Source organism: Luteococcus japonicus, assembly GCF_003752415.1.
Classification (GTDB): domain Bacteria; phylum Actinomycetota; class Actinomycetes; order Propionibacteriales; family Propionibacteriaceae; genus Luteococcus; species Luteococcus japonicus.
Genome location: NZ_RKHG01000001.1, coordinates 2,529,315 through 2,548,047, shown reverse-complemented (window position 1 = coordinate 2,548,047; position 18,733 = coordinate 2,529,315). Strand labels below are relative to the sequence as shown.

Genomic DNA, 18,733 nt, shown 5'->3' with positions numbered 1-18,733 from the left:
GCCCGAAGGCTACCCGTCGGGCGTGGAAGGATGGGACCACCATGCGCCTCATCGACCAGTTGCCCACCCTGGGCTCGAACCCGGGCCCCGACGCCATCTACGAAGCCTTCACCACGTGGGCGACGTCCACCGGCATCACGCTCTACCCGCACCAGGAGGAGGCGATCCTGGAGATCCTGAGCGGCAACAACGCCATCGTGATGACGCCGACGGGCTCCGGCAAGAGCCTGATTGCCCTGGCAGCGCACTTCCACGCCTTGGCCACCAACGGGGTCAGTTTCTACACCGCGCCCATCAAGGCCCTGGTGAGCGAGAAGTTCTTCGCGCTGTGCGAGGTCTTCGGCGCCACCAATGTGGGCATGGTCACCGGTGACGCCTCGGTGAACGCGGACGCACCGATCATCTGCTGCACGGCGGAGATCCTGGCCAACATCGCCCTGCGCGAGGGCCGCACCGCCGACGTCACCCAGGTGGTGATGGACGAGTACCACTTCGTCGCGGATCCCGACCGCGGCTGGGCCTGGCAGGTGGGCGTCACCGAGCTGCCGCAGGCGCAGCAGATCCTGATGAGCGCGACGCTGGGCGACGTGACGGACCTGAGCCGCGACCTGACGCGTCGCAGCGGCCGGGAGACCGCGGTGATCTCCGACGCCGTGCGGCCGGTCCCGCTGGTCTACCGCTGGGCGCTGACGCCCATCCACGAGACCGTCGAGGAGATCGTGCGCGACGGCGAGGCGCCGGTCTACATCGTGCACTCGACGCAGGCCGCCGCCCTGGAGCGGGCGCAGGCCCTGCTCAGCGTGAAGCTGGTCAGCACCGAGGACCGGCACCGGATCGTGGAGGCGATGGGCCACTTCCGCTTCGCCGGCGGCTTCGGCAAGACCCTGGAGAAGCTGGTCAAGGCCGGCATCGGCGTGCACCACGCCGGCATGCTCCCCCGCTACCGACGGCTGGTGGAAACCCTTGCCCAGCAGGGACTGCTCAAGGTGATCTGCGGCACCGACACCCTTGGCGTAGGGATCAACGTGCCGATCCGCACCGTCCTGTTCACCGCCCTGACCAAGTTCGACGGACGACGGATGCGCACCCTGCGCAGCCGCGAATTCCACCAGATCGCCGGCCGGGCCGGGCGCGCCGGCTTCGACACCGTCGGCTACGTCGTCGCACAGGCCCCCGAGCACGTCGTGGAGAACACCCGGAACCTGGCAAGGGCCGGTGACGACGTGAAGAAGCAGCGCAAGGTGCAGCGCAAGAAGCCACCGGAGGGCTTCATCAACTACACCGAGGAGGGCTTCCAGAAGCTCATCGACTCGGTGCCGGAGACGCTGCATGCCCGGATGAAGATCACCAATGCCATGCTGCTGAACCTCGTCGAGCGCGACCAGGACACGGCCCAGGCCGTTGTGCACCTGGTGGAGGAGTCCGTGAAGGACGAGCGCACCCAGAAGCAGCTGAAGCGCCGCGCCGTCGCCCTGGGACGTTCCCTGATCCAGGCCGATGTGGTGACCCGGCTGGATCCGCCGGAGCCGTCGGGGCGCCGTTACGAGCTGGCGGACAGCCTGCAGGACAATTTCGCGCTGAACCAGCCGCTGAGCGCCTTCGCGATGGCCGCCTTCGAACTCCTGGACCCCGACTCCGCGGACTACGTGCTGGACCTGGTGAGCATCATCGAGGCGACGCTGGAGGACCCGATGTTCGTGCTGATCCAGCAGCAGTACAAGGCCCGTGGCGAGGCCGTCGCCGAGATGAAGGCCGACGGCTATGACTACGAGGAGCGGATGGAGGCGCTGGAGGAGGTCGAGTGGCCCAAGCCGCTGGCCGAGCTGCTGGACCACGCCTACGAGTCCTACCGCCCCACCCACCCGTGGATCACGGAGAACCAGCTGAGCCCCAAGAGCATCGTGCGCGACATGTTCGAACGGGCGATGACCTTCGGCGAGTACGTCGCGCACTACAAGATCCAACGCAGCGAGGGCCTGCTGCTGCGCTACCTGTCCGATGCCTACCGGGCCCTGCGGCAGAGCGTGCCGGAGCGCTTCGTCACCGAGGAACTGACGGATCTGGTGGAGTGGCTGGGCGAGGTGATCCGCCTCACCGACTCGTCGCTGCTCGACGAGTGGGAGGCGCTCACCGATCCCGACGCGGACCCGGAGGACCGGTTGAAGGCGCTCACGCACCCCGCCGAGAAGCGCCACCCGGTCACCGGCAATGCCCGCGCCTTCAAGGTGCTGGTGCGCAATGCCATGTGGCGCCACGTGGAGTTGATGGCCTACGACAAGGTTGACGAGTTGGCCGAGCTGGATGCCCGGGACCCGGACAACGCGATGGATTCCGGTGCCTGGGATGAGGCGCTGGGCCAGTACTGGGACCAGCACGAAGACATGGGCCTGGACGGTGACGCCCGCGGCCCGAAGATGCTGCGCATCGAGGAGTTCGGCGGCAAGGGGCAGCCCAGGACCTGGCGGGTCGCGCAGATCATCGATGACCCGGACCACGACCACGACTGGCAGCTGCAGGCCTCGATCGACCTGGACGCCTGCGACGAGGCCGGCGAGCTGGTGCTGCACGTGCTGGGATTCAGCCGGATCGACTGACCTCGACAGGCCCGGTCACCGAGTTCCCGGTCGCCGAGCCTGTCGAGGGGCGCCTCAGCGCACGCGGGCGTAGATCTTGTCCGCGTAGAGCTGGTGGCCCTTGGAGCTGGGGTGCGTGCCGTCGTAGTTGACCAGGCTGTCCACCGAGGAGACATTGAAGGCCGGGTACACGTCGACGCAGGCCATCTTGTACCGGGCACAGCTGCTCAGGATGATGCTGTTGACGGCGCGGGTGAGGTTCTCGGCCCCCCGGGCGTAGGAGGATCCCTTCGCCGTGAGGTGGCTGCCATCGGTGTAGATGTTGTTGTAGGTGGTGACGACCACACGGCCATTGGCCCCGCCGCGCGCCTTCGAGACGTGCCACAGCACCTTGTTCAGGTTGCCGCGCATCTTGTCCAGGGCTGGCTGGTAGGCGGCGACGGAATTCGCGGCACCGCTGGGGTTCCGGTAGCTCCCGGCAATGTCATTGGCGCCGATCGTGATGATGACGGTCCGAGTGTCGCGCACATTGCGCAGGGTCACCGGGGAGTTGGCGAACATGTAGAGCACGTCGGTGGTGCGCCATCCCCCACGAGCATGGTTCAGGGGCCGCTGTCCGGTGCGGCGGCCGTAGCGCTCGACGTAGGAGTTGCCCTCGTTGCCCATGGACCCGGCCGGGTAGGAGTCACCCAGAGCGGTGACCTTGCGCACGTAGCCGACGGTTGCGGCCTGGGCCTGCGGCACCGAGCCGAGGGTGATGGCACCGCTCAGCGCGACGGCCGTGGTGACCGAAAGAAACTTGTTGTCCATGTTGGTACTGTCGCACGGCCCGTGGGATGCCAAGAAACGGGACAAAGGTCCAGCATTCGGTCATATTTGGCGTCCGTGCGGGCACTTTCCCCTCGCCCACAAGGCACCCTCCTTCCTGAGAGCACCCACAGGAAACGGCAGCCAAGCAGGATGGACCGCCCCCTCGACGGGTCTTGGCAGGCGAACTAGGCTCGAATCATCGACCCGCCCGCATGACCACACAGGAGGAGCCCCATGGAACTCGCCAGCACGTCATTCGCCGACGGCGAGAGGATCGACCTGATGTACGCGGAGGAGGGCGCAGGGGGCCAGAACATCAGCCCCGCGCTGGCCTGGACGGATGCACCGGAAGGCACCAAGAGCTTTGCCGTGACCATCTTCGATCCCGATGCCCCCACCGGATCCGGGTGGTGGCACTGGGTGGCCGTCGACATCCCGGCCGAGGTCACCAGCCTCCCCGAAGGTGCCTCGATGCCCGAGGGCGTCCGCGAATGGGTCACCGACCATGGCTATGCCGGCTATGGCGGCCCCTGCCCTCCGCCCGGCCCAGCGCATCGCTACATCCACACGGTGTACGCGCTGCCGTTCGAGGAATTGCCAGTGCCCGACGACGCCACCAGCGCGCAGGTACGGTTCACCATCCTGGCCAACCAGCTGGACAGCGCCAGCACCACCGGGCTGTTCGCCCTGCCCGAGCAGAACAGCCAGGACTCACCCGCCTGACAGGCGCTCGGGTTCCCCACAGGCGCTCGGGTTCCCCACAGGCGCTCGGGTTGCAACATGCGCGGGAGCCAGGAAGCCACGCGGATCGGGCGGCCTCGGCTCAGCGCAATGCGGCCCGTGCCGTCGCAAGGGCCCCGTCGAGCTCCCGGACCCGCGCATACCGCCAGGCCGCAGGATGCCGTTGCCGCTGGATGGCACTGAGCTGCGAGTCGGGCGGTGCCAGGCTTGCCCTCAGTGCCTCGGACTGCGCGATCGCCGTCGTCAATCGGCGACGTCGCGCCTCCAGTTGTGCGGGGGTGGTGGCGGCCTCGACGCGCAGCGACGTGACCCGCGTTGCGGTCTGCCCGGCCAGCGTGCACGGGATCGACGGATCATAGAGCCCCCGACGGGCGGCGATCGCCTCCTGCTGGGCAGCGGCGACGGGCGCGTACCAGGTGTCCGCACGGCTCACGACGGCGGCACCGCTCCAGCCCTGCTTGGCCATCTGCTCGGCCACCAGCCGGCCGTCGGCCCACACCGCGGCGAGGGTACGGCCGTAGCGGTCCTTGCGTGGGCCGTCGTGGGCAATCTCCACGGCCTTGCCAACAGGCAACAGCGAAGCCAGGGCCCTGCTGGCCTCGGGGCCCAGACATTCCACGGGAGTCCCTGCCTTCTGGGTCTCCGGGGTATCGATGTTGAGGATGCGCACCGTGGTCTCCCGTCCGGAGAGCCGCAGGATGACGGTGTCCCCGTCGCTGACCCGGACCACGGTCGCAGCCCGCTGCCCGGCAACCGACGGGGTCACGACGGGGCTCACGGGTGCCGGAACGGGGGCAGTGCCCAGCGTCCCGTCCTGCCACCGTCGCCACCAGACCGGCCCGACGACGGCGCAGAAGAGCGCCACCACCAGCAGTGCGGCAATGACCTCTCCCCGGGCGCGGGAGGTCACGGAATCAGGTCGTAGGCCACGTCGTCGGGGACGTCGGTGCGCGACAGGTCCGCCGAGGCCAGGTCCACCGTGGGGGCCTTGGTGACTAGCTTGTGCCCCGCCCACAGGGCCAGGAAGACCGGCAGACCCAGGTAGGAGGCGAACAGGCCCTCGATGTCCACGTCACCCAGGAAGGCCTGGTAGTTCTGGCCGGCGACGACGACGGCGCACATTGCCAGCGCCACCAGCGGGCCCAGCGGGAACCACTTGGCGCGGAAGGGCAGCTCGTCGAGGGACCGCCCCTGCGCGACGAAGGCGCGCCGGAAGCGGTAGTGGCACCAGGCGATGCCCATCCACGTGATGAAGCCGGCCAGGCCCGAGGCATTGACCAGCCACAGGTAGGCACCGCCGTCGCCGATCAGGCTGGCGATGAAGCAGAAGGCACCGACGAGGGTGGTGGCCAGCAGCGCCGCCATCGGCACGCCCCGCTTGGTGGTGGTGCCGAAGACCTTGGGCGCCTTCCCGGAGCGCGCCATGCCGTACAGCATCCGGGTGGAGACGTACATGCCGGAGTTGCCGGCGCTGAGGATGGAGGTCAGGATCACCGCATTCATCAGCGATGCGGCACCGGCGATGCCGGCCCGCTCGAAGATCAGGGTGAAGGGGCTGACGGCAATGTTGTCGACGTCTGCGGACAGCAGCCGCTTGTCGGTGTAGCTGATCAGGAAACCGACCACCGCGATGGCACCGATGTAGAAGAGCATGATGCGGTAGAAGACGGCCTTGATGGCGCGCGGGATGGACTTCTCCGGGTGCTCGGCCTCGCCGGCTGCCACACCGATCATCTCCGTGCCCTGGAAGGAGAATCCAGCGATCATGAAGATGCCCAGCATGCCCTGCCAACCGTTGACGAAGGGGGCCTCGCCCTGGGTCCAGTTGCTGAAGCCTGCCGAGCGGCCGCCCATGATGCCCAGGATCATTGCCAGGCCCACGACGAGGAAGATGATGACGGTGACCACCTTGATGGAGGCGAACCAGAACTCGCTCTCACCGAAGGTGCCGACGCTGGCCGCATTCAGCAGGAAGAGGATGGCCAGGAAGATGGCGCTCCAGACCCAGGCCTGCACGTCGGGCAGCCAGTACTTCATCACCAGGGATGCGGCCACCAGTTCGGCGGCGACGGTGATGGCCCAGTTGAACCAGTAGTTCCAGCCCGTCGCGAAGCCGAAGGACGGGCTTACGAAGCGGGTGCCGAAGGCCTCGAAGGAGCCGGCGACGGGAAGCCAGGTGGACATCTCCCCCAAGGACTGCATCAGCAGGTAGACCATGAAGCCGATGGCGGCATAGGCCAGCAGTGCGCCGCCCGGACCAGCCTCGTTGATGGTCTGACCGGAGGCGACGAACAGGCCAGTGCCGATGGCACCGCCGATCGCGATCATGTTGAGGTGGCGCGCCCGCAGTCCGCGGTGGAGCTGGTGCTCGTCGCGTGCAGGTGTCTCGGTCTGGGCCATGGGCCGTCCTTCGTGAAGTGGTCAAGCATCACACGGGTGACCCCGGGACGTTACCAAGAACCCGGCCGAAGACCGAGGCGGGTCCACGGGACGGTGCCGACCTTCAGGCCCCCGAGGTGGTCTCCTGCTCCATCTGGGCGGCGAAGTCCTGCTTGCTGGCCTGCCAGTGGTCCTCGTCGAGACCGGGGCGCCAGTAGCCGGACAGGGACAGGTGTTCGCGGGGCATGGCACGCTCGCCCAGCAGGTGACGCCGCAACAGCCTGACCATGTCCGCCGAGCCGTGCACGAAGGCCTCCAGCCCATCCCAGGGCAGTTCGAGCCGCTCGACTGCGGCCAGGACGGGTTCGGCACCGGGCTGCTCGTCGCGGTGCAGCCAGATCACGTCCAGCCCCGGCAGGGAACGCAGGGGCAGGTGCACCGAGGCATCGGCCACCTGCAGGACCGCCGTCGCGGAGGCGCCGTGCGGGAGGTCGTCCAGTGCGGCACCGATGGCAGGCAGGGCCGTCTCGTCCCCCACCAGGAGGTGGTGTGGCGCGTCGGGCCGCGGGGCCCAGCCACCGCCCGGCCCGCGGAAGACGACGGACTCCCCCGGCTCCGCCCTCATGGCCCATGGGCCGGCGATCCCGGCGTCGCCGTGGACGAGGAAGTCGATGCTCATCCGCCCGGCGTCCAGGTCATGGTGGCGCACGGTGTAGGTGCGGCTGACCGGCCACTGCTCCCGCGGGTGTTCGTCCTGCACCCGGTCCGGGTCGAAGGGCAGCGTGTAGCCGGCACCCGATGGTGGGAAGAGCAGCTTGACGTAGCTGTCGGTCTTCTCCAGGGGGCCGATCTGGCGCAGGTCCGCCCCCTCGAAGTGGACGCGCACCATGTCCCGGGTGAGGAGCTCCTTGCCGGTGACGGTGGCGCGGCGGGCAGGGCGGGGCTGGCGTGGGGCGTTCATGTCATCCTCCAGACATTTAGGTGAGGCAATCCTAACTTAAATGCCTTGCGAATTCGATCCTTCGTCGACCTCTTGAAGTCCAGGGCCAGCCTGCCTAGCATCCAAGTCAGAACCCTTCCAACTTTGAAATGGTTCCATCTTCCAGGAGGCTTACATGGCTGACATGACCGATCCGATGGCGAAGAACGGCGTGGGAGACCACCTGCCGAGCCGCAACAATGTGGTGGGCGAAGGCCCGATGACCATGGCCAATGGGTCGCCCGTGGTCGACAACCAGGACACGGCCACGGCCGGCGTGCGCGGGCCCGTCGTCCTGCAGGACGCCTGGAACATCGAGAAGCAGGCCCACTTCAACCGTGAGGTGATCCCCGAGCGGCGGATGCACGCCAAGGGCTGGGGCGCCTTTGGCGACTTCACCGTCACCCAGGACATCACCGACGTCTCCCACGCCAAGATCTTCTCCGAGGTGGGCAAGAAGTGCGAGATCTTCATGCGCTTCTCGACGGTCGCCGGCGAGCGGGGCGCCGCCGATGCCGAGCGTGACATCCGCGGCTTCGCGGCACGCTTCTACACCGAGGACGGCAACTGGGACGTGGTGGGCAACAACACCCCCGTCTTCTTCTTCCGCGACCCCAAGAAGTTCATCGACCTGAACCACGCCGTCAAGCGCGACCCCCGGACGAACCTGCGCAGCCCCAACACCAACTTCGACTTCTGGACCTCGCTGCCGGAATCCCTGTTGCAGACCACGATCATCATGTCCGACCGCGGCATCCCGTCGTCCTTCCGGTTCATGCACGGCTTCAGCTCCCACGCCTACTCGATGGTCAACGCCGCCGGAGTACGCACCTGGGTGAAATTCCACTTCCGTTCCCAACAGGGCATCCAGAACCTGACGGACCAGGAGGCGGCGACGGTCGTCGGACAGGACCGCGAGTCCAATGGGCGCGACCTCTACGAGGCCATCGAGAAGGGCCAGTTCCCCCAGTGGAAGCTCTACATCCAGACCATGACGGTCGAGCAGGCCGATGCGATGGAGACCAACCCCTTCGACCTCACCAAGATGTGGCCGAAGAAGGACTTCCCGCTGCGCGAGGTCGGCATCCTGGAGCTCAACCGCAATGCCGAGAACTACTTCGCCGACGTCGAGCAGGCGGCCTTCACGCCGCAGAACATCGTGCCCGGCATCGGCTACTCCCCTGACCGGATGCTGCAGACCAGGCTCTTCGCCTACGGGGACGCGGCCCGCTACCGCACGGGCATCAACCACCACCAGATTCCGGTGAACCAGCCCAAGGGCGTCGGCTGCCCGCACTCCTTCCACCGCGATGGCCAGATGCGCGTCGACGGCAACCGCGGGTCGGAACTGCACTACGAGCCCAACTCCTATGGCAACTGGGCGGACTCGCCGCAGCTGGCGGAGCCGACGCAGGCCGGCGGTGACATTGCGATGTACGACTACCGCGCCGACGACCACGACTACTACACCCAGCCCGGGATGCTGTGGCGTGCCATGACACCGGAACAGCAGCTGGTGACCTGTGAGAACACGGCACGGGCCATGGGCGACGCCACGCTGCAGGTGAAGCATCGCTACATCTACAACTGCTTCCACGCAGACCCCGCCTATGGCGAGGGCGTCGCGAAGGCCCTGGGCATCGACATCTCCACCGTCGACCTGACCGGCACGCCGGCCAACTCCCGCGCGGAATGGCTGGCGCGCAATGCGGTGGGCAAGGAGCTGGACCAGCCCACCAAGCCCACCGAGCCGGCCACCGCCGCGGACCTGCCACCAGCCGGTCGCGACACGAATGCGGCCGATCCGAAGAGCCTGTCCATCTGGGAGGACGACCCCTACCTGCTCTGATCCACCTGCCCTGAGCCAGCGATCAGCACGTCGCCGGCCCCTGACCGATTCGGGGGCCGGCGGCCTTTTCCTGTCCTCAGCACGGAGTGACTAGGCTTGCCCCCGTGCCGAACTCCATGAATTTTCACTCGCGCAAGTGGGTCAAGCCCGAAGATCTCAACGCCAACCAGTCCCTGTTCGGTGGAAGCCTGTTGCGTTGGATCGACGAGGAAGCCGCGATCTACGCGATCATCCAGCTGGGCAATGAGCGCACCGTCACGAAGTACATGAGCGAGATCAACTTCGTCTCCTCGGCCAGGCAGGGCGACATCATCGAGATGGGCCTGGCAGTGGTGAACTGGGGCCGCACCAGCCTCACCCTGAAGGCCGTCGTGCGCAATGTCTTCACCGGCGAGGTGATCATCAAGATCGACAAGATCGTGATGGTCTCCCTGGGCGACGACGGGGAACCCAAGCCTCACGGATACACGTCGGTCACCTTCAAGCGGGATCGTGTCCCGCATCGATTGGCCTCCCGCCGCGCCAACGACGCGCCTCCGGTGGCGACCGTCGAGGACGACGCGGATCCCTTCGCCGACACCCTGTAACTGCCGCCAGAGGCGGGCTCGGCCGGAGCCGTGTGCCTCAGAGCGACACCACCCGGGCCCAGTTCGCACCCTTGCCGTTGGGCGCCTCCGCGACGCGGACCAGCCGCCCGTCGTCCTCAAGCCGGAACAGGCTCACCTGCTCGGACTTCTCACCCGGGCACAGCACATGGTTCTCGTCGGGCGTGACGCAGAAGCCGCGGGGCTGCTGTTCGGTGGCGGTGAGGCTGACGGGTTCGGCCAGGGTGCCGTCGTCGGCGACGGGCAGCACCGCCAGCGTGGACTCGGTACGTTCGGACACCACCAGCCAGCGCCCCTCGGGGCCGGCCAGGTGCAGGTCCGCTCCCCAGATGAAGTGCTCCTTGAGCGGGTCGGCACCGAAGACGCTGTGCCGAAGACCCTTGTCCGTGGCGTGTGCGACGACCTGCTGCACGATCTCCAGGGCGCCGCTTGCCGGATCACGACGCAGGCGCAACACCTCACCGGAGAACTCGGTGACGCAGTACAGGGTTCGGCCGTCCTCGCGGGCAATCAGGTGGCGCGGACCGGAACCGACGGGGGCAGCCACCGTGCCGACCGACTCCAACGCACCGTCCTCGGTGAGCAGGTAGCCGGCGACGAGGTCCTCGCCCAGACTGACGAAGTAGACGTGCTGGCCCACCTGGACGACGCAGTGCAGGTTCTGGTGCTCGATGACGGCAGTGGGTTCGCCCAGCTGCCCGTCGGACAGCGGCCAGACGAAGCCCTTGCCGGCGGCGTAGTCAGCACCGAGCAGGAAGCGGCCGTCCTCGCTGACCCGAAGGTAGCTGGGGTGGCTGGACAGCGAGTGGTGCGCGGTCTGCGTCCAGCTGCCGGTCTGGGCGTCCAGCACGACGGTGGCGACGCCGGTGGGCTCCTTGAGCGACACGTAGGCCTGGGTGCCGTCGCCCTCCAGCGCCATCGCCGAGACACCCTTGCCCACGGGACTGATTGCCAGCGGGGTGAGTCCTTCCCCGTCGATGGTGAAGGTGGTGATGGTGCCGTCGGCGGCGCAGGTGGTGCTCGCGATCTGGGTCATGCCCCCCAGCCTACGAGCCCTTCACCTGGCCGCAAGATGACTCAGGCGAAGAGCCCCCGGCCCACGTAGCGGTCACCCTGGGCCCCCGGCGGGACGGCGAACAGCCCCGAGCCGACGTGCTGCACGTATTCCTGCATCAGGTCATCGCGCGACATCTTGGTCTGCATCGGGATGTAGTGCGTCCGCGGATCCGTGACGAAGGCGATGAAGAACAGGCCTGCGGCCAGCCGACCCATCTCGTCGTTGCCATCCACGTAGTTGTAGCCACGGCGCAGCAGCCGCACGCCGTCGTTGTGGCTGGGGTGGGCAATCCCGACGTGGCTGTCCAGGGCGACCATCGGCTGGCCACCGCGCCCCTTGACCGCGAAGTCCGGTTGGCTGAACTCCGTCCCGCCGCTCAACGGGGCGCCTTCCGCCTTGGTCCGGCCGACGACGCGTTCCTGCTCACGCAGGCTCGACCTGTCCCAGGGTTCGATCCGCATGGCGATCTTGCGAGCCACCAGATAGCTGCCGCCCGTCATCCACTCGGCCAGAGGATCCGCCCCGGAGGAAACCCAGACGTGCTCGTCGATGGCGTCGGTCTCCTCCCCGCGAAGCCCCATCGTGCCGTCCTTGAAGCCGAACAGGTTACGCGGCGTGGACTGCGCATCGCTGGTGGACGAGGTGCGTCCGAAGCCCAACTGGCTCCAGCGCAGGTGGGCGCGCCCCATGGCGATCCGCGTCAGGTTGCGCACGGCGTGCACCGCCACCTGCGGGTCATCGGAGCAGGCCTGGATGCACAGGTCTCCGTCGCTGAGCTGCTGACGCAGGTTGTCCCCGGGGAAGTGCGGCAGCCGCTCCAGAGCCGCAGGGCGACGCGCGGCCAGCCCGAAGCGGTCCTTGCCGGAGCCCTCGCCGCCGAACAGTGAGGATCCGAAGCCGAAGGTGATGGTCAGACCTGCGGGTGGCAGGTCGATCGCCTCGCCGGTGTCGTCCGGGGGCGCGTCGTAGGGCCCGGACAGGGGGCCCAAGCTGCCCGCCCCGCGGCCGTCGGTCATCCTCTCGGCCGCCGATGTCCAGTCCTGCAGCAGCGCGACGAGGTCCTCACGACTGGCCCGTGGGTCCATGTCGAAGGCCGCGAAGTGCATCCGGTCCTGCGCCGGTGTGGTGATCCCCGCCTGGTGCTCGCCACGGAAGTCGTAGCGGCGTTCGGCGGGCGAGTCTGCCGCCTGCTCCGGCGTCGCCCCGGCATGGCCGGGCGTGAGCATCATCGCAGCGGAGAGCCCACCAGCGGCGGCCGCACCGGCCCCGGACGCGGCCAGCAGGCCGCGCCGGGACAGGCCACCGGGCTGGACAGCGGTCACTTGAGCACCGCCGCGGTCATCTTGCTGAGCGGTTCGGACAGGGCATTGACGGCATCCGACAGGTCCTTGACCTGCTCCTTGCTGAGCTTGTCGTAGGTGACGAATCCGGCACCCTGCTTCTGCGCGTCGAGCAGCTGCTGCAGGTTGGCGAACTCCTTGTCGATCTGTCCGTCGAGGGTGGCGTCCTTCTTCTTCAACAGGGGACGCAGCCCCTCCCAGGCGACGCGGGCGCCGTCGATGTTGCCCTGGAAGTCGTACAGGTCCGTGCGGCTCCAGTACTCCTCCTCACCGGTGACCTTGCCGGCGGCGACCTCGTCGAGCAGGCCCTTGGCGCCATTGCTGATCTCGTCGGCGGTGAAGGACATCGTGCGGGTCCGCTGGTGCAGGGTCTTGGTGTCGGCCAGCAGGGTGTCGGCTATCTTGGCGCGTTCGGCGCTGGTCATGGCCGTGTAACCCGTGGCCCGGGCCGGCCAGAGGTCCTTCTCGAGCCGGTGCCAGCCGGTGAAGGCCTGGCCTTTCTCCAGGTCGGCCTCACGCGCATCCATCCTCGGGTCGAGGTCTCCGAAGCTCTCCGCGACGGTCTCGATGCGCTCCCAGTGCATCCGGGCGTCGGGGTAGAGGGTGCGGGCCTCGTCGTCCTTGCCGGCCTTGACGGCGGTGACGAACTTCTGGGTCTTGGCCAGCAGCTGGTCGGTCTGGTCCTTCACATAGCCCGCATAGGCGGTGGAGGCCTGGTCGACGAACTGCTTGTCGTCGCCAGCGGGGCCCACCTGTTCGCCGGAGTCGATGACGCTGAAGGGGGCGCGGATGCCCTCGCCCACCATGCCGGGCTTGCAGGCGCTGAAGTACTCCCCCGGCGCGAGGCTGAGCACCAGGTCACGCGACAGGCCAGGCCCGATGTTCTCCACCTCGCCGATGATGCGCAACCCGTCACTTCCCAGCACGTAGAACTCGTTGACCTTGTTGCCGGAGTTCGTGACGCTGAAGGTCACGGTGCCCGAGGGCGCGGTGGCCGCGGCCACCTGGCAGGAGTCGTCGGTGGCGGTGACCGCCAGGTGGCGGGCGTCGCCCGCGGCGGGGGCGGCGTTGTTCTCGGTGCAACCGGTCAGGGCGAAGGCGCCGACTGCCAGCAGTGCGGTTGTCTTGCGGATCATGAGGGGTCTCCAACGGCTTGTGGCGTCGCGGACGCCGTGGTGGCGGGGGTGGGGGTGACTGAGGTGTGGTAGCGGCGCAGCCGGCTCACGAACAGCGGTGTGACGACCAGGACGTAGGTCCACCAGGCGATGGTCTCCAGCACCGTCGCGGCAGGCGAGAAGTTGAAGACGCCCTTGAGGAGGGTGCCCAGCACGCTGCTGGGTGCAATCACGTCGCTGACGTCGTAGGCAAGGGTGTTCAGCCCGGGCAGGAAACGAGCCTCCTGCAGGTCATGGATGCCGTAGGCAAGCACGCCCGCGGCGATGATGACCAGGAAGCCCCCGGTCCAGGCGAAGAACTTCGACAGGTTGACACGGAGCGTTCCCCGGTAGATCAGCCATCCCACCACGACGGCCACCGCGAGGCCGAGCAGGGCCCCGAGCAGTGGTTGCGTGGTGGACTGGCCGTCGCGCCCAGCGGCGCGGGTGGCGGCCCAGATGAACAGGGCGGTCTCCAGGCCTTCACGGCCCACGGACAGGGTCCCGACCAGCGGAAGCGCCCACCAGGACTCTCCCGCGGCATCAACCTGGCTGCGCAGGCCACGGGCGAGAGTGCGGCCCGCCGTGGCCATCCACAGGATCATCCAGGTGACCATGCCGACGGCGACGATGCTCAGGCTGCCGCCGATCAGCTCCTGGGCCTCGAAGGTGAGCCCCTTGGGGCCGTAGGTGAGGACAGCACCGAAGGCCAGGCTGACGACGATGGCGAGGCCGACCCCGGCCCAGATGCGCGGCAGGAGGGCGCGGCGGTTGGTCTTGACGAGGTAGGCGATCAGGATGCTCACCACCAACGACGCCTCCAGCCCCTCGCGCAGGCCGATCAGGAAGTTCCCGAGCATGGTGTCCCTTCAGGGTGGGGAGGCCGCGCCATCGCGAGATCTCATTGGTAAGGCTTACCTAAGCTATTGTGCTGGAGCAGAATTGCGCAAGCTGGCCCTTGCGGAATCCGATGATTTCCTGCACTGCTTGAAGGAGCGCTCACCTTCACCATCCCTGGACACAAAACGACGAAGGCCGCCACCCCGAGGGGCGACGGCCTTCGTGCAGGCTGGAGGCCGGCGAACCGGCTCAGCTAAGTCTGTGCTTGATCAGCGCAGGACGGAGATGTTCGAGGCCTGCGGGCCCTTGGGGCCCTGCTCGACGTCGTACTCAACCTTGTCGTTCTCGTCCAGCGAGCGGAAGCCGTTGGAGTTGATCGCGGAGAAGTGGGCGAAGACGTCGGCGGAGCCGTCGTCGGGCTGGATGAAGCCGAAGCCCTTGTCAGCGTTGAACCACTTGACGGTACCTGTAGCCATGATGTTTCCTTCACGAAGGTGGGGTGACCGCGAATCGATCACCACCGGAACTTGCTCGTCACACATTTCAGAAGGAACCACAGGCCTCCGAGGAGACCCTCATACCGAAGTACTAATAACCAACTGCCAAGCAATGAGTTCATCCTACGGGAGTTTTCCGGAGACGTCGACCAAGGCGGCGCCCAGGACCCACGGAAATCAACATAACCCCTAGCCACAGCCTCGAAATTGATTGAGATCGAAGTCTGGCAGGGGCTCAGAGCGTCCGGATCACCCGCGCGGGCACCCCGGCGACGGCCGTTCGGGCGTCCACATCCTTGGTGACCACGGCGCCGGCGCCCACGATCGCACCGTCGCTGATGGTGACCCCAGGAACGACGGTCACCCGGGCGCCCAGCCAGACGTCGGAACCGATCCTGATGGGCGCGGGGAGCATGTCCCCCCGATGCTCTGGATCCGTGCCGTGGTTCAGGGTGGTCAGGATGCAGTTGTGCCCGATCAGCGAACGGTCACCAATCCAGATGCCCCCCGTGTCCTGGAAGACACAACCCATGTTGATGAAGACACCCTCCCCCAGGTGGATGTTCTGTCCGAACTCCGAGTGGAAGGGAGGGAAGAGGAACACCGATTCCGGCAGCTCCTGCCCGATGAGCTCACCCAGCAGCGCACGGGTCTGGTCCGGATCGCCGCCCGACGCATTGAGCCGCGTCGTGATCTCCAGCGCGCGCGAGGCCGCGGCATGCATGAACTGGTGCGCGTCGGAGCCGGCCACCAGCCGCTCCCGACGGTCGATCAGGTCGAGGAATTCCTTGCGTTCCATACCCTGATCGTCCCACGCGAGGCGTGACAGGATGGAAGGTATGGACACGACATTCCGCAAGCAGCTCACCGGAACTGGGGTGGCCACAGCCGTCACGGCGGCTGTCGGATCGGTGGCAACCCTCCCGAAGTCCGCATGGTTCGAGGCCCTGGACAAGCCCTCATGGCAGCCGCCCAACAGCGTCTTCGGCCCGGTCTGGACGGCGCTGTACTTGGACATTGCCGTGGTCAGCGCACAGCACCTCGCGGACGTGCAGGATCGCGGCGACGAACGAGACGCCACCTCCTTCCAGACCGCCCTGGGTGCCAACCTGGTGCTGAACGCAGCGTGGAGCTGGGTCTTCTTCCGTGGCCACAAGCTGCGGGCGAGCACCGTGGTGGCCGGCCTGTTGGCGGCCAGCTCAGCGGACCTCGTCCGTCGGGTGGCGGCCCAGAGCCCCCGGCGCGGTGCGGCGCTGGCCCCGTATGCGGCTTGGACGGCCTTCGCGACGGTTCTGACCGACGCCATCCGTCGCCGCAACACCTGATCGTCAAGGCAGGCACATGCACGGTAAGCGGGTGCAGGAGCGGGCCGCCGAGTGCGCCGAGGAGTTGTCCGGGGCGGAACTCACCCACCCCTTCGGTGATGACTGGGACGTCTACAAGGTGATCGGCAAGGTCTTCATGCTGTTCAGCCAGGTGGAAGGGCAGCCCGTGGTGATCCTGAAGTCGGCGCCGGGCGCCGCGAAGGCCCTCGTGGAGGGCATGGACGACATCACTCCTGGCTACCACATGAACAAGGAGCACTGGATCACGCTGCACGGTGGCGGGCGCCTCAACGGGCAGCTGGTGGATGACCTGGTGACCGAGTCCTACCCCCCTGGTGCTGGAGAAGCTGCCGCGACGGCTACGCCCGGTGGATCCCGCCACCTTTGGGCAGGGCTCCACCACCGGCCTCGCCCGGACCTGAACCGTCGGGCGACGGCCAGGTCCAGGCGACGGACGTCGGAACGTGGTTCAGGCGCTGGCGGCGGCCAGCGAGACGGCGACGTCGATGATCATGTCCTCCTGTCCACCCACGTAGCGGCGACGGCCCACCTCCTCGAGGATCTCGTGTGCCGGGACGCCGTAGCGTTCGGCCGCCCGCTCCGCGTGGAAGAGGAAGGAGTTGTAGACGCCGGCTCGGCCCTGGACGATCGAGCTGCGGTCCATCAGGGGCAGGCGCGGGATCATCGGGCGTGCCACCTCCTCGGCCACCTCGAGCAGCTTGTTCGCGTCGACGCCGGTCTCGATGTCAAGGCGCTGGAAGGCGGAGGCGAGCACCTCGGTGGGCGAGTTGCCGGCACCGGCCCCCAGGGCGCACAGCGTGCCGTCGATCTGCTTGGCCCCCGCACGCACCGCGAAGACCGAGTTGGCGACGCCGAAGCTCATGTTCTGGTGGCCATGGAAGCCCACCTGGGCGTCGTCGCCGAGCTCCTGTACGACGGCCTCGACGCGCTCACCCACCTGCTCCATGATCAGGGCGCCGGCGGAGTCGACGACGTAGACGCACTGGCAGCCGGCGTCGGCCATGATGCGGGCCTGCTCGGCCAGCTTCGCGGGCTCGGCCATGTGCGAGAGCATCAGGAATCCCACCGTCTCCAGGCCCATCTCGCGGGCGGCCTGGAAGTGCTGGATGGAGACGTCCGCCTCGGTGCAGTGGGTGGCAACGCGGATGACTCTGATGCCGCGCTCACGCGCCTCCTTCAGCTCGTGCAGGGTGCCGAGGCCGGGCAGCATCAGGGCGGCAATCTTCGCCTGCTTCGCCTCGTCAACGGCTGCCGAGATCAGCTCGAGCTCCTGGGTGCCGCTGAAGCCGTAGTTGAAGCTGGAGCCCGCCAGGCCGTCGCCATGGCTGACCTCGATGACCTCGATGCCGGCGTCGTCGAGCCCGCGGGTGATGGCGCGGACCTGCTCGACGGTGAACTGGTGGCGCATGGCGTGGGAGCCGTCGCGCAGGGTGGTGTCGGTCAGACGGATGCGGGTCACTTCTGGGCTCCTTCGGTCTTGGCCTCGATGCGGTCGACCAGCAGGCTTGCGGTACGCACGGCGGCGGAGGTGATGATGTCTAGGTTTCCGGCGTACTCGGGCAGGTAGTCGCCGGCGCCACGCACCTGCACCAGGCAGGTGACGCGCCCCATGCCGTTCCATTCGGGGCGTGCCTCGTCGAACTGCGGGTCGGCGGTGAGGCCGTAGCCGGGCACGTAGTCCTGCACGGTCTCGACCATCTTCGCGATCGACTCCCGGATCTCGTCCTGCAGCGTGCCTGGTGCGGCGGCCTCGGCGCCGATGCCGCAGTAGACGGTGTTGCGCATCATCAGCGGTGGCTCGGCCGGGTTCAGGATGATGATCGCCTTGCTGGTCTTCGCGCCGCCGACGATCTGCAGGGCGTCGCGGGTGGTCTCGGTGAACTCGTCGATGTTGGCGCGGGTGCCGGGGCCGGCCGAGCGCGACGAGATGGAGGCGACGATCTCGGCGTAGGGCACCTCGGTGACCCGGCTGACGGCATTTACCAGGGGCGTGGTGGCCTGGCCGCCGCAGGTGATCATGTTGACGTTCATCACGTTCTCGACGCTGGCCAGGTTGACCGGCGGGCAGACGTAGGGGCCGATGGCGGCGGGCGTCAGGTCGATGGCGTGGATCCCGGCCTCGAGGTAGCGCGGGGCATTGGCGCTGTGCGCACCGGCGGAGGTGGCCTCGAATACGAAGTCCGGCTTCTCGTCCTGGGCGAGCAGCCAGTCGACGCCCTCGTGGGAGGAGGTGAGGCCCAGCGAGGCTGCGCGCTTGAGGCCATCGGACTTCGGGTCGACGCCCACCATGTACAACGGCTTGATCCGGTCGGGATCCTTGAGCAGCTTCATCATCAGGTCTGACCCGATGTTTCCGGAGCCGACGATGGCGGACGTGTAGGTGCGGGGCATGTGGTCCTCATTCTTCCGACGGGGCAGGGCGGAACCTGTGTGGTCAGTGGGAAATCCACGCCCGGGGCCGGGCCTGTCACCTTCGTCGAAATGGGCTGTCCATTGCGGCGGCATTCATGGGATTTCCGCGGTTTCCGCCATGCTAGGAGCGGGAGAATACGGCCCGCGGAGC

General features: G+C 67.6%; 17 protein-coding genes and 1 pseudogene. 6 read left to right on the top strand and 12 right to left on the bottom strand.

Annotated elements, in window-relative coordinates; genetic code table 11:
• Positions 1–41: 41 nt before the first annotated feature.
• The gene (locus EDD41_RS12125; RefSeq protein WP_123576075.1) at positions 42–2,594 is read left to right on the top strand and encodes a DEAD/DEAH box helicase; all 2,553 of its coding nucleotides are present in this window, start codon (positions 42–44) and stop codon (positions 2,592–2,594) included.
• A gap of 54 nt (positions 2,595–2,648) precedes the next feature.
• Here the strand turns inward: EDD41_RS12125 and EDD41_RS12120 are convergent, their stop codons facing one another.
• On the bottom strand, positions 2,649–3,383 hold the full coding sequence (locus tag EDD41_RS12120) for an SGNH/GDSL hydrolase family protein (RefSeq protein ID WP_123576074.1): 735 nt from the start codon (positions 3,381–3,383) through the stop codon (positions 2,649–2,651).
• Positions 3,384–3,617: 234 nt separating this feature from the next.
• Between EDD41_RS12120 and EDD41_RS12115 the strand changes: the two genes are divergently transcribed.
• On the top strand, positions 3,618–4,106 hold the full coding sequence (locus tag EDD41_RS12115; protein WP_123576073.1) for a YbhB/YbcL family Raf kinase inhibitor-like protein: 489 nt from the start codon (positions 3,618–3,620) through the stop codon (positions 4,104–4,106).
• Positions 4,107–4,206: 100 nt separating this feature from the next.
• On the opposite strand, the gene EDD41_RS12110 is transcribed toward EDD41_RS12115, so the two are convergent.
• The 3 genes from EDD41_RS12110 to EDD41_RS12100 all read right to left on the bottom strand — a co-directional run bounded on the left by EDD41_RS12110 (position 4,207) and on the right by EDD41_RS12100 (position 7,464).
• A complete protein-coding gene (locus EDD41_RS12110; protein WP_170165363.1) occupies positions 4,207–5,034 on the bottom strand; it encodes a thermonuclease family protein in 828 nt (275 codons plus the stop codon).
• The gene (locus EDD41_RS12105; RefSeq protein WP_094765932.1) at positions 5,031–6,524 is read right to left on the bottom strand and encodes an amino acid permease; all 1,494 of its coding nucleotides are present in this window, start codon (positions 6,522–6,524) and stop codon (positions 5,031–5,033) included. Before EDD41_RS12105 ends, EDD41_RS12110 begins: the two co-directional genes overlap by 4 nt.
• Positions 6,525–6,627: 103 nt before the next feature.
• Positions 6,628–7,464 (bottom strand): siderophore-interacting protein, encoded by an 837-nt coding sequence (locus tag EDD41_RS12100; RefSeq protein ID WP_123576072.1) that lies wholly within the window; start codon positions 7,462–7,464, stop codon positions 6,628–6,630.
• Positions 7,465–7,618: 154 nt separating this feature from the next.
• On the opposite strand from EDD41_RS12100, the gene EDD41_RS12095 reads away from it, so the two are divergent.
• Both EDD41_RS12095 and EDD41_RS12090 read left to right on the top strand, forming a co-directional pair.
• Positions 7,619–9,331: a catalase gene (locus EDD41_RS12095; RefSeq protein WP_281273150.1), complete on the top strand. Its 1,713-nt coding sequence runs from the start codon at positions 7,619–7,621 to the stop codon at positions 9,329–9,331.
• Between the two features lie 104 nt (positions 9,332–9,435).
• Positions 9,436–9,918, top strand: a complete 483-nt coding sequence (locus EDD41_RS12090) for an acyl-CoA thioesterase (protein ID WP_245995641.1) — start codon at positions 9,436–9,438, stop codon at positions 9,916–9,918.
• Positions 9,919–9,955: 37 nt separating this feature from the next.
• Here the strand turns inward: EDD41_RS12090 and EDD41_RS12085 are convergent, their stop codons facing one another.
• From EDD41_RS12085 to EDD41_RS17885, 6 genes are all read right to left on the bottom strand, one after another.
• On the bottom strand, positions 9,956–10,972 hold the full coding sequence (locus EDD41_RS12085; protein WP_123576071.1) for a lactonase family protein: 1,017 nt from the start codon (positions 10,970–10,972) through the stop codon (positions 9,956–9,958).
• Positions 10,973–11,013: 41 nt separating this feature from the next.
• On the bottom strand, positions 11,014–12,315 hold the full coding sequence (efeB, locus tag EDD41_RS12080; RefSeq protein WP_123576070.1) for an iron uptake transporter deferrochelatase/peroxidase subunit: 1,302 nt from the start codon (positions 12,313–12,315) through the stop codon (positions 11,014–11,016).
• On the bottom strand, positions 12,312–13,469 hold the full coding sequence (efeO, locus tag EDD41_RS12075; RefSeq protein ID WP_123576069.1) for an iron uptake system protein EfeO: 1,158 nt from the start codon (positions 13,467–13,469) through the stop codon (positions 12,312–12,314). The genes efeB and efeO overlap by 4 nt, the downstream gene beginning before the upstream one ends.
• Positions 13,466–14,347: an iron uptake transporter permease EfeU gene (efeU, locus tag EDD41_RS12070; protein WP_094765927.1), complete on the bottom strand. Its 882-nt coding sequence runs from the start codon at positions 14,345–14,347 to the stop codon at positions 13,466–13,468. The genes efeO and efeU overlap by 4 nt, the downstream gene beginning before the upstream one ends.
• A 249-nt stretch (positions 14,348–14,596) precedes the next feature.
• Positions 14,597–14,803 (bottom strand): transcription antiterminator/RNA stability regulator CspE, encoded by a 207-nt coding sequence (cspE, locus tag EDD41_RS12065; protein ID WP_094765926.1) that lies wholly within the window; start codon positions 14,801–14,803, stop codon positions 14,597–14,599.
• 256 nt (positions 14,804–15,059) lie between these two features.
• Entirely contained in the window at positions 15,060–15,623 is a 564-nt protein-coding gene (locus tag EDD41_RS17885) for a sugar O-acetyltransferase (RefSeq protein WP_094765925.1), read from the bottom strand.
• A 40-nt stretch (positions 15,624–15,663) separates the two neighbouring features.
• Between EDD41_RS17885 and EDD41_RS12055 the strand changes: the two genes are divergently transcribed.
• Together EDD41_RS12055 and EDD41_RS18215 are read left to right on the top strand one after the other, a co-directional pair.
• Complete coding sequence (locus EDD41_RS12055; protein WP_123576068.1) at positions 15,664–16,149, top strand: TspO/MBR family protein; 486 nt, start codon at positions 15,664–15,666, stop codon at positions 16,147–16,149.
• Positions 16,150–16,165: 16 nt separating this feature from the next.
• A pseudogene (locus tag EDD41_RS18215) lies at positions 16,166–16,465 on the top strand (MmcQ/YjbR family DNA-binding protein); the annotation flags it as partial.
• A gap of 153 nt (positions 16,466–16,618) precedes the next feature.
• On the opposite strand, the gene dmpG reads toward EDD41_RS18215, so the two are convergent.
• Entirely contained in the window at positions 16,619–17,629 is a 1,011-nt protein-coding gene (gene dmpG / locus EDD41_RS12045; protein ID WP_123576067.1) for a 4-hydroxy-2-oxovalerate aldolase, read from the bottom strand.
• The gene (locus tag EDD41_RS12040; protein WP_123576066.1) at positions 17,626–18,561 is read right to left on the bottom strand and encodes an acetaldehyde dehydrogenase (acetylating); all 936 of its coding nucleotides are present in this window, start codon (positions 18,559–18,561) and stop codon (positions 17,626–17,628) included. Before EDD41_RS12040 ends, dmpG begins: the two co-directional genes overlap by 4 nt.
• Between the last annotated feature and the right edge of the window lie 172 nt (positions 18,562–18,733).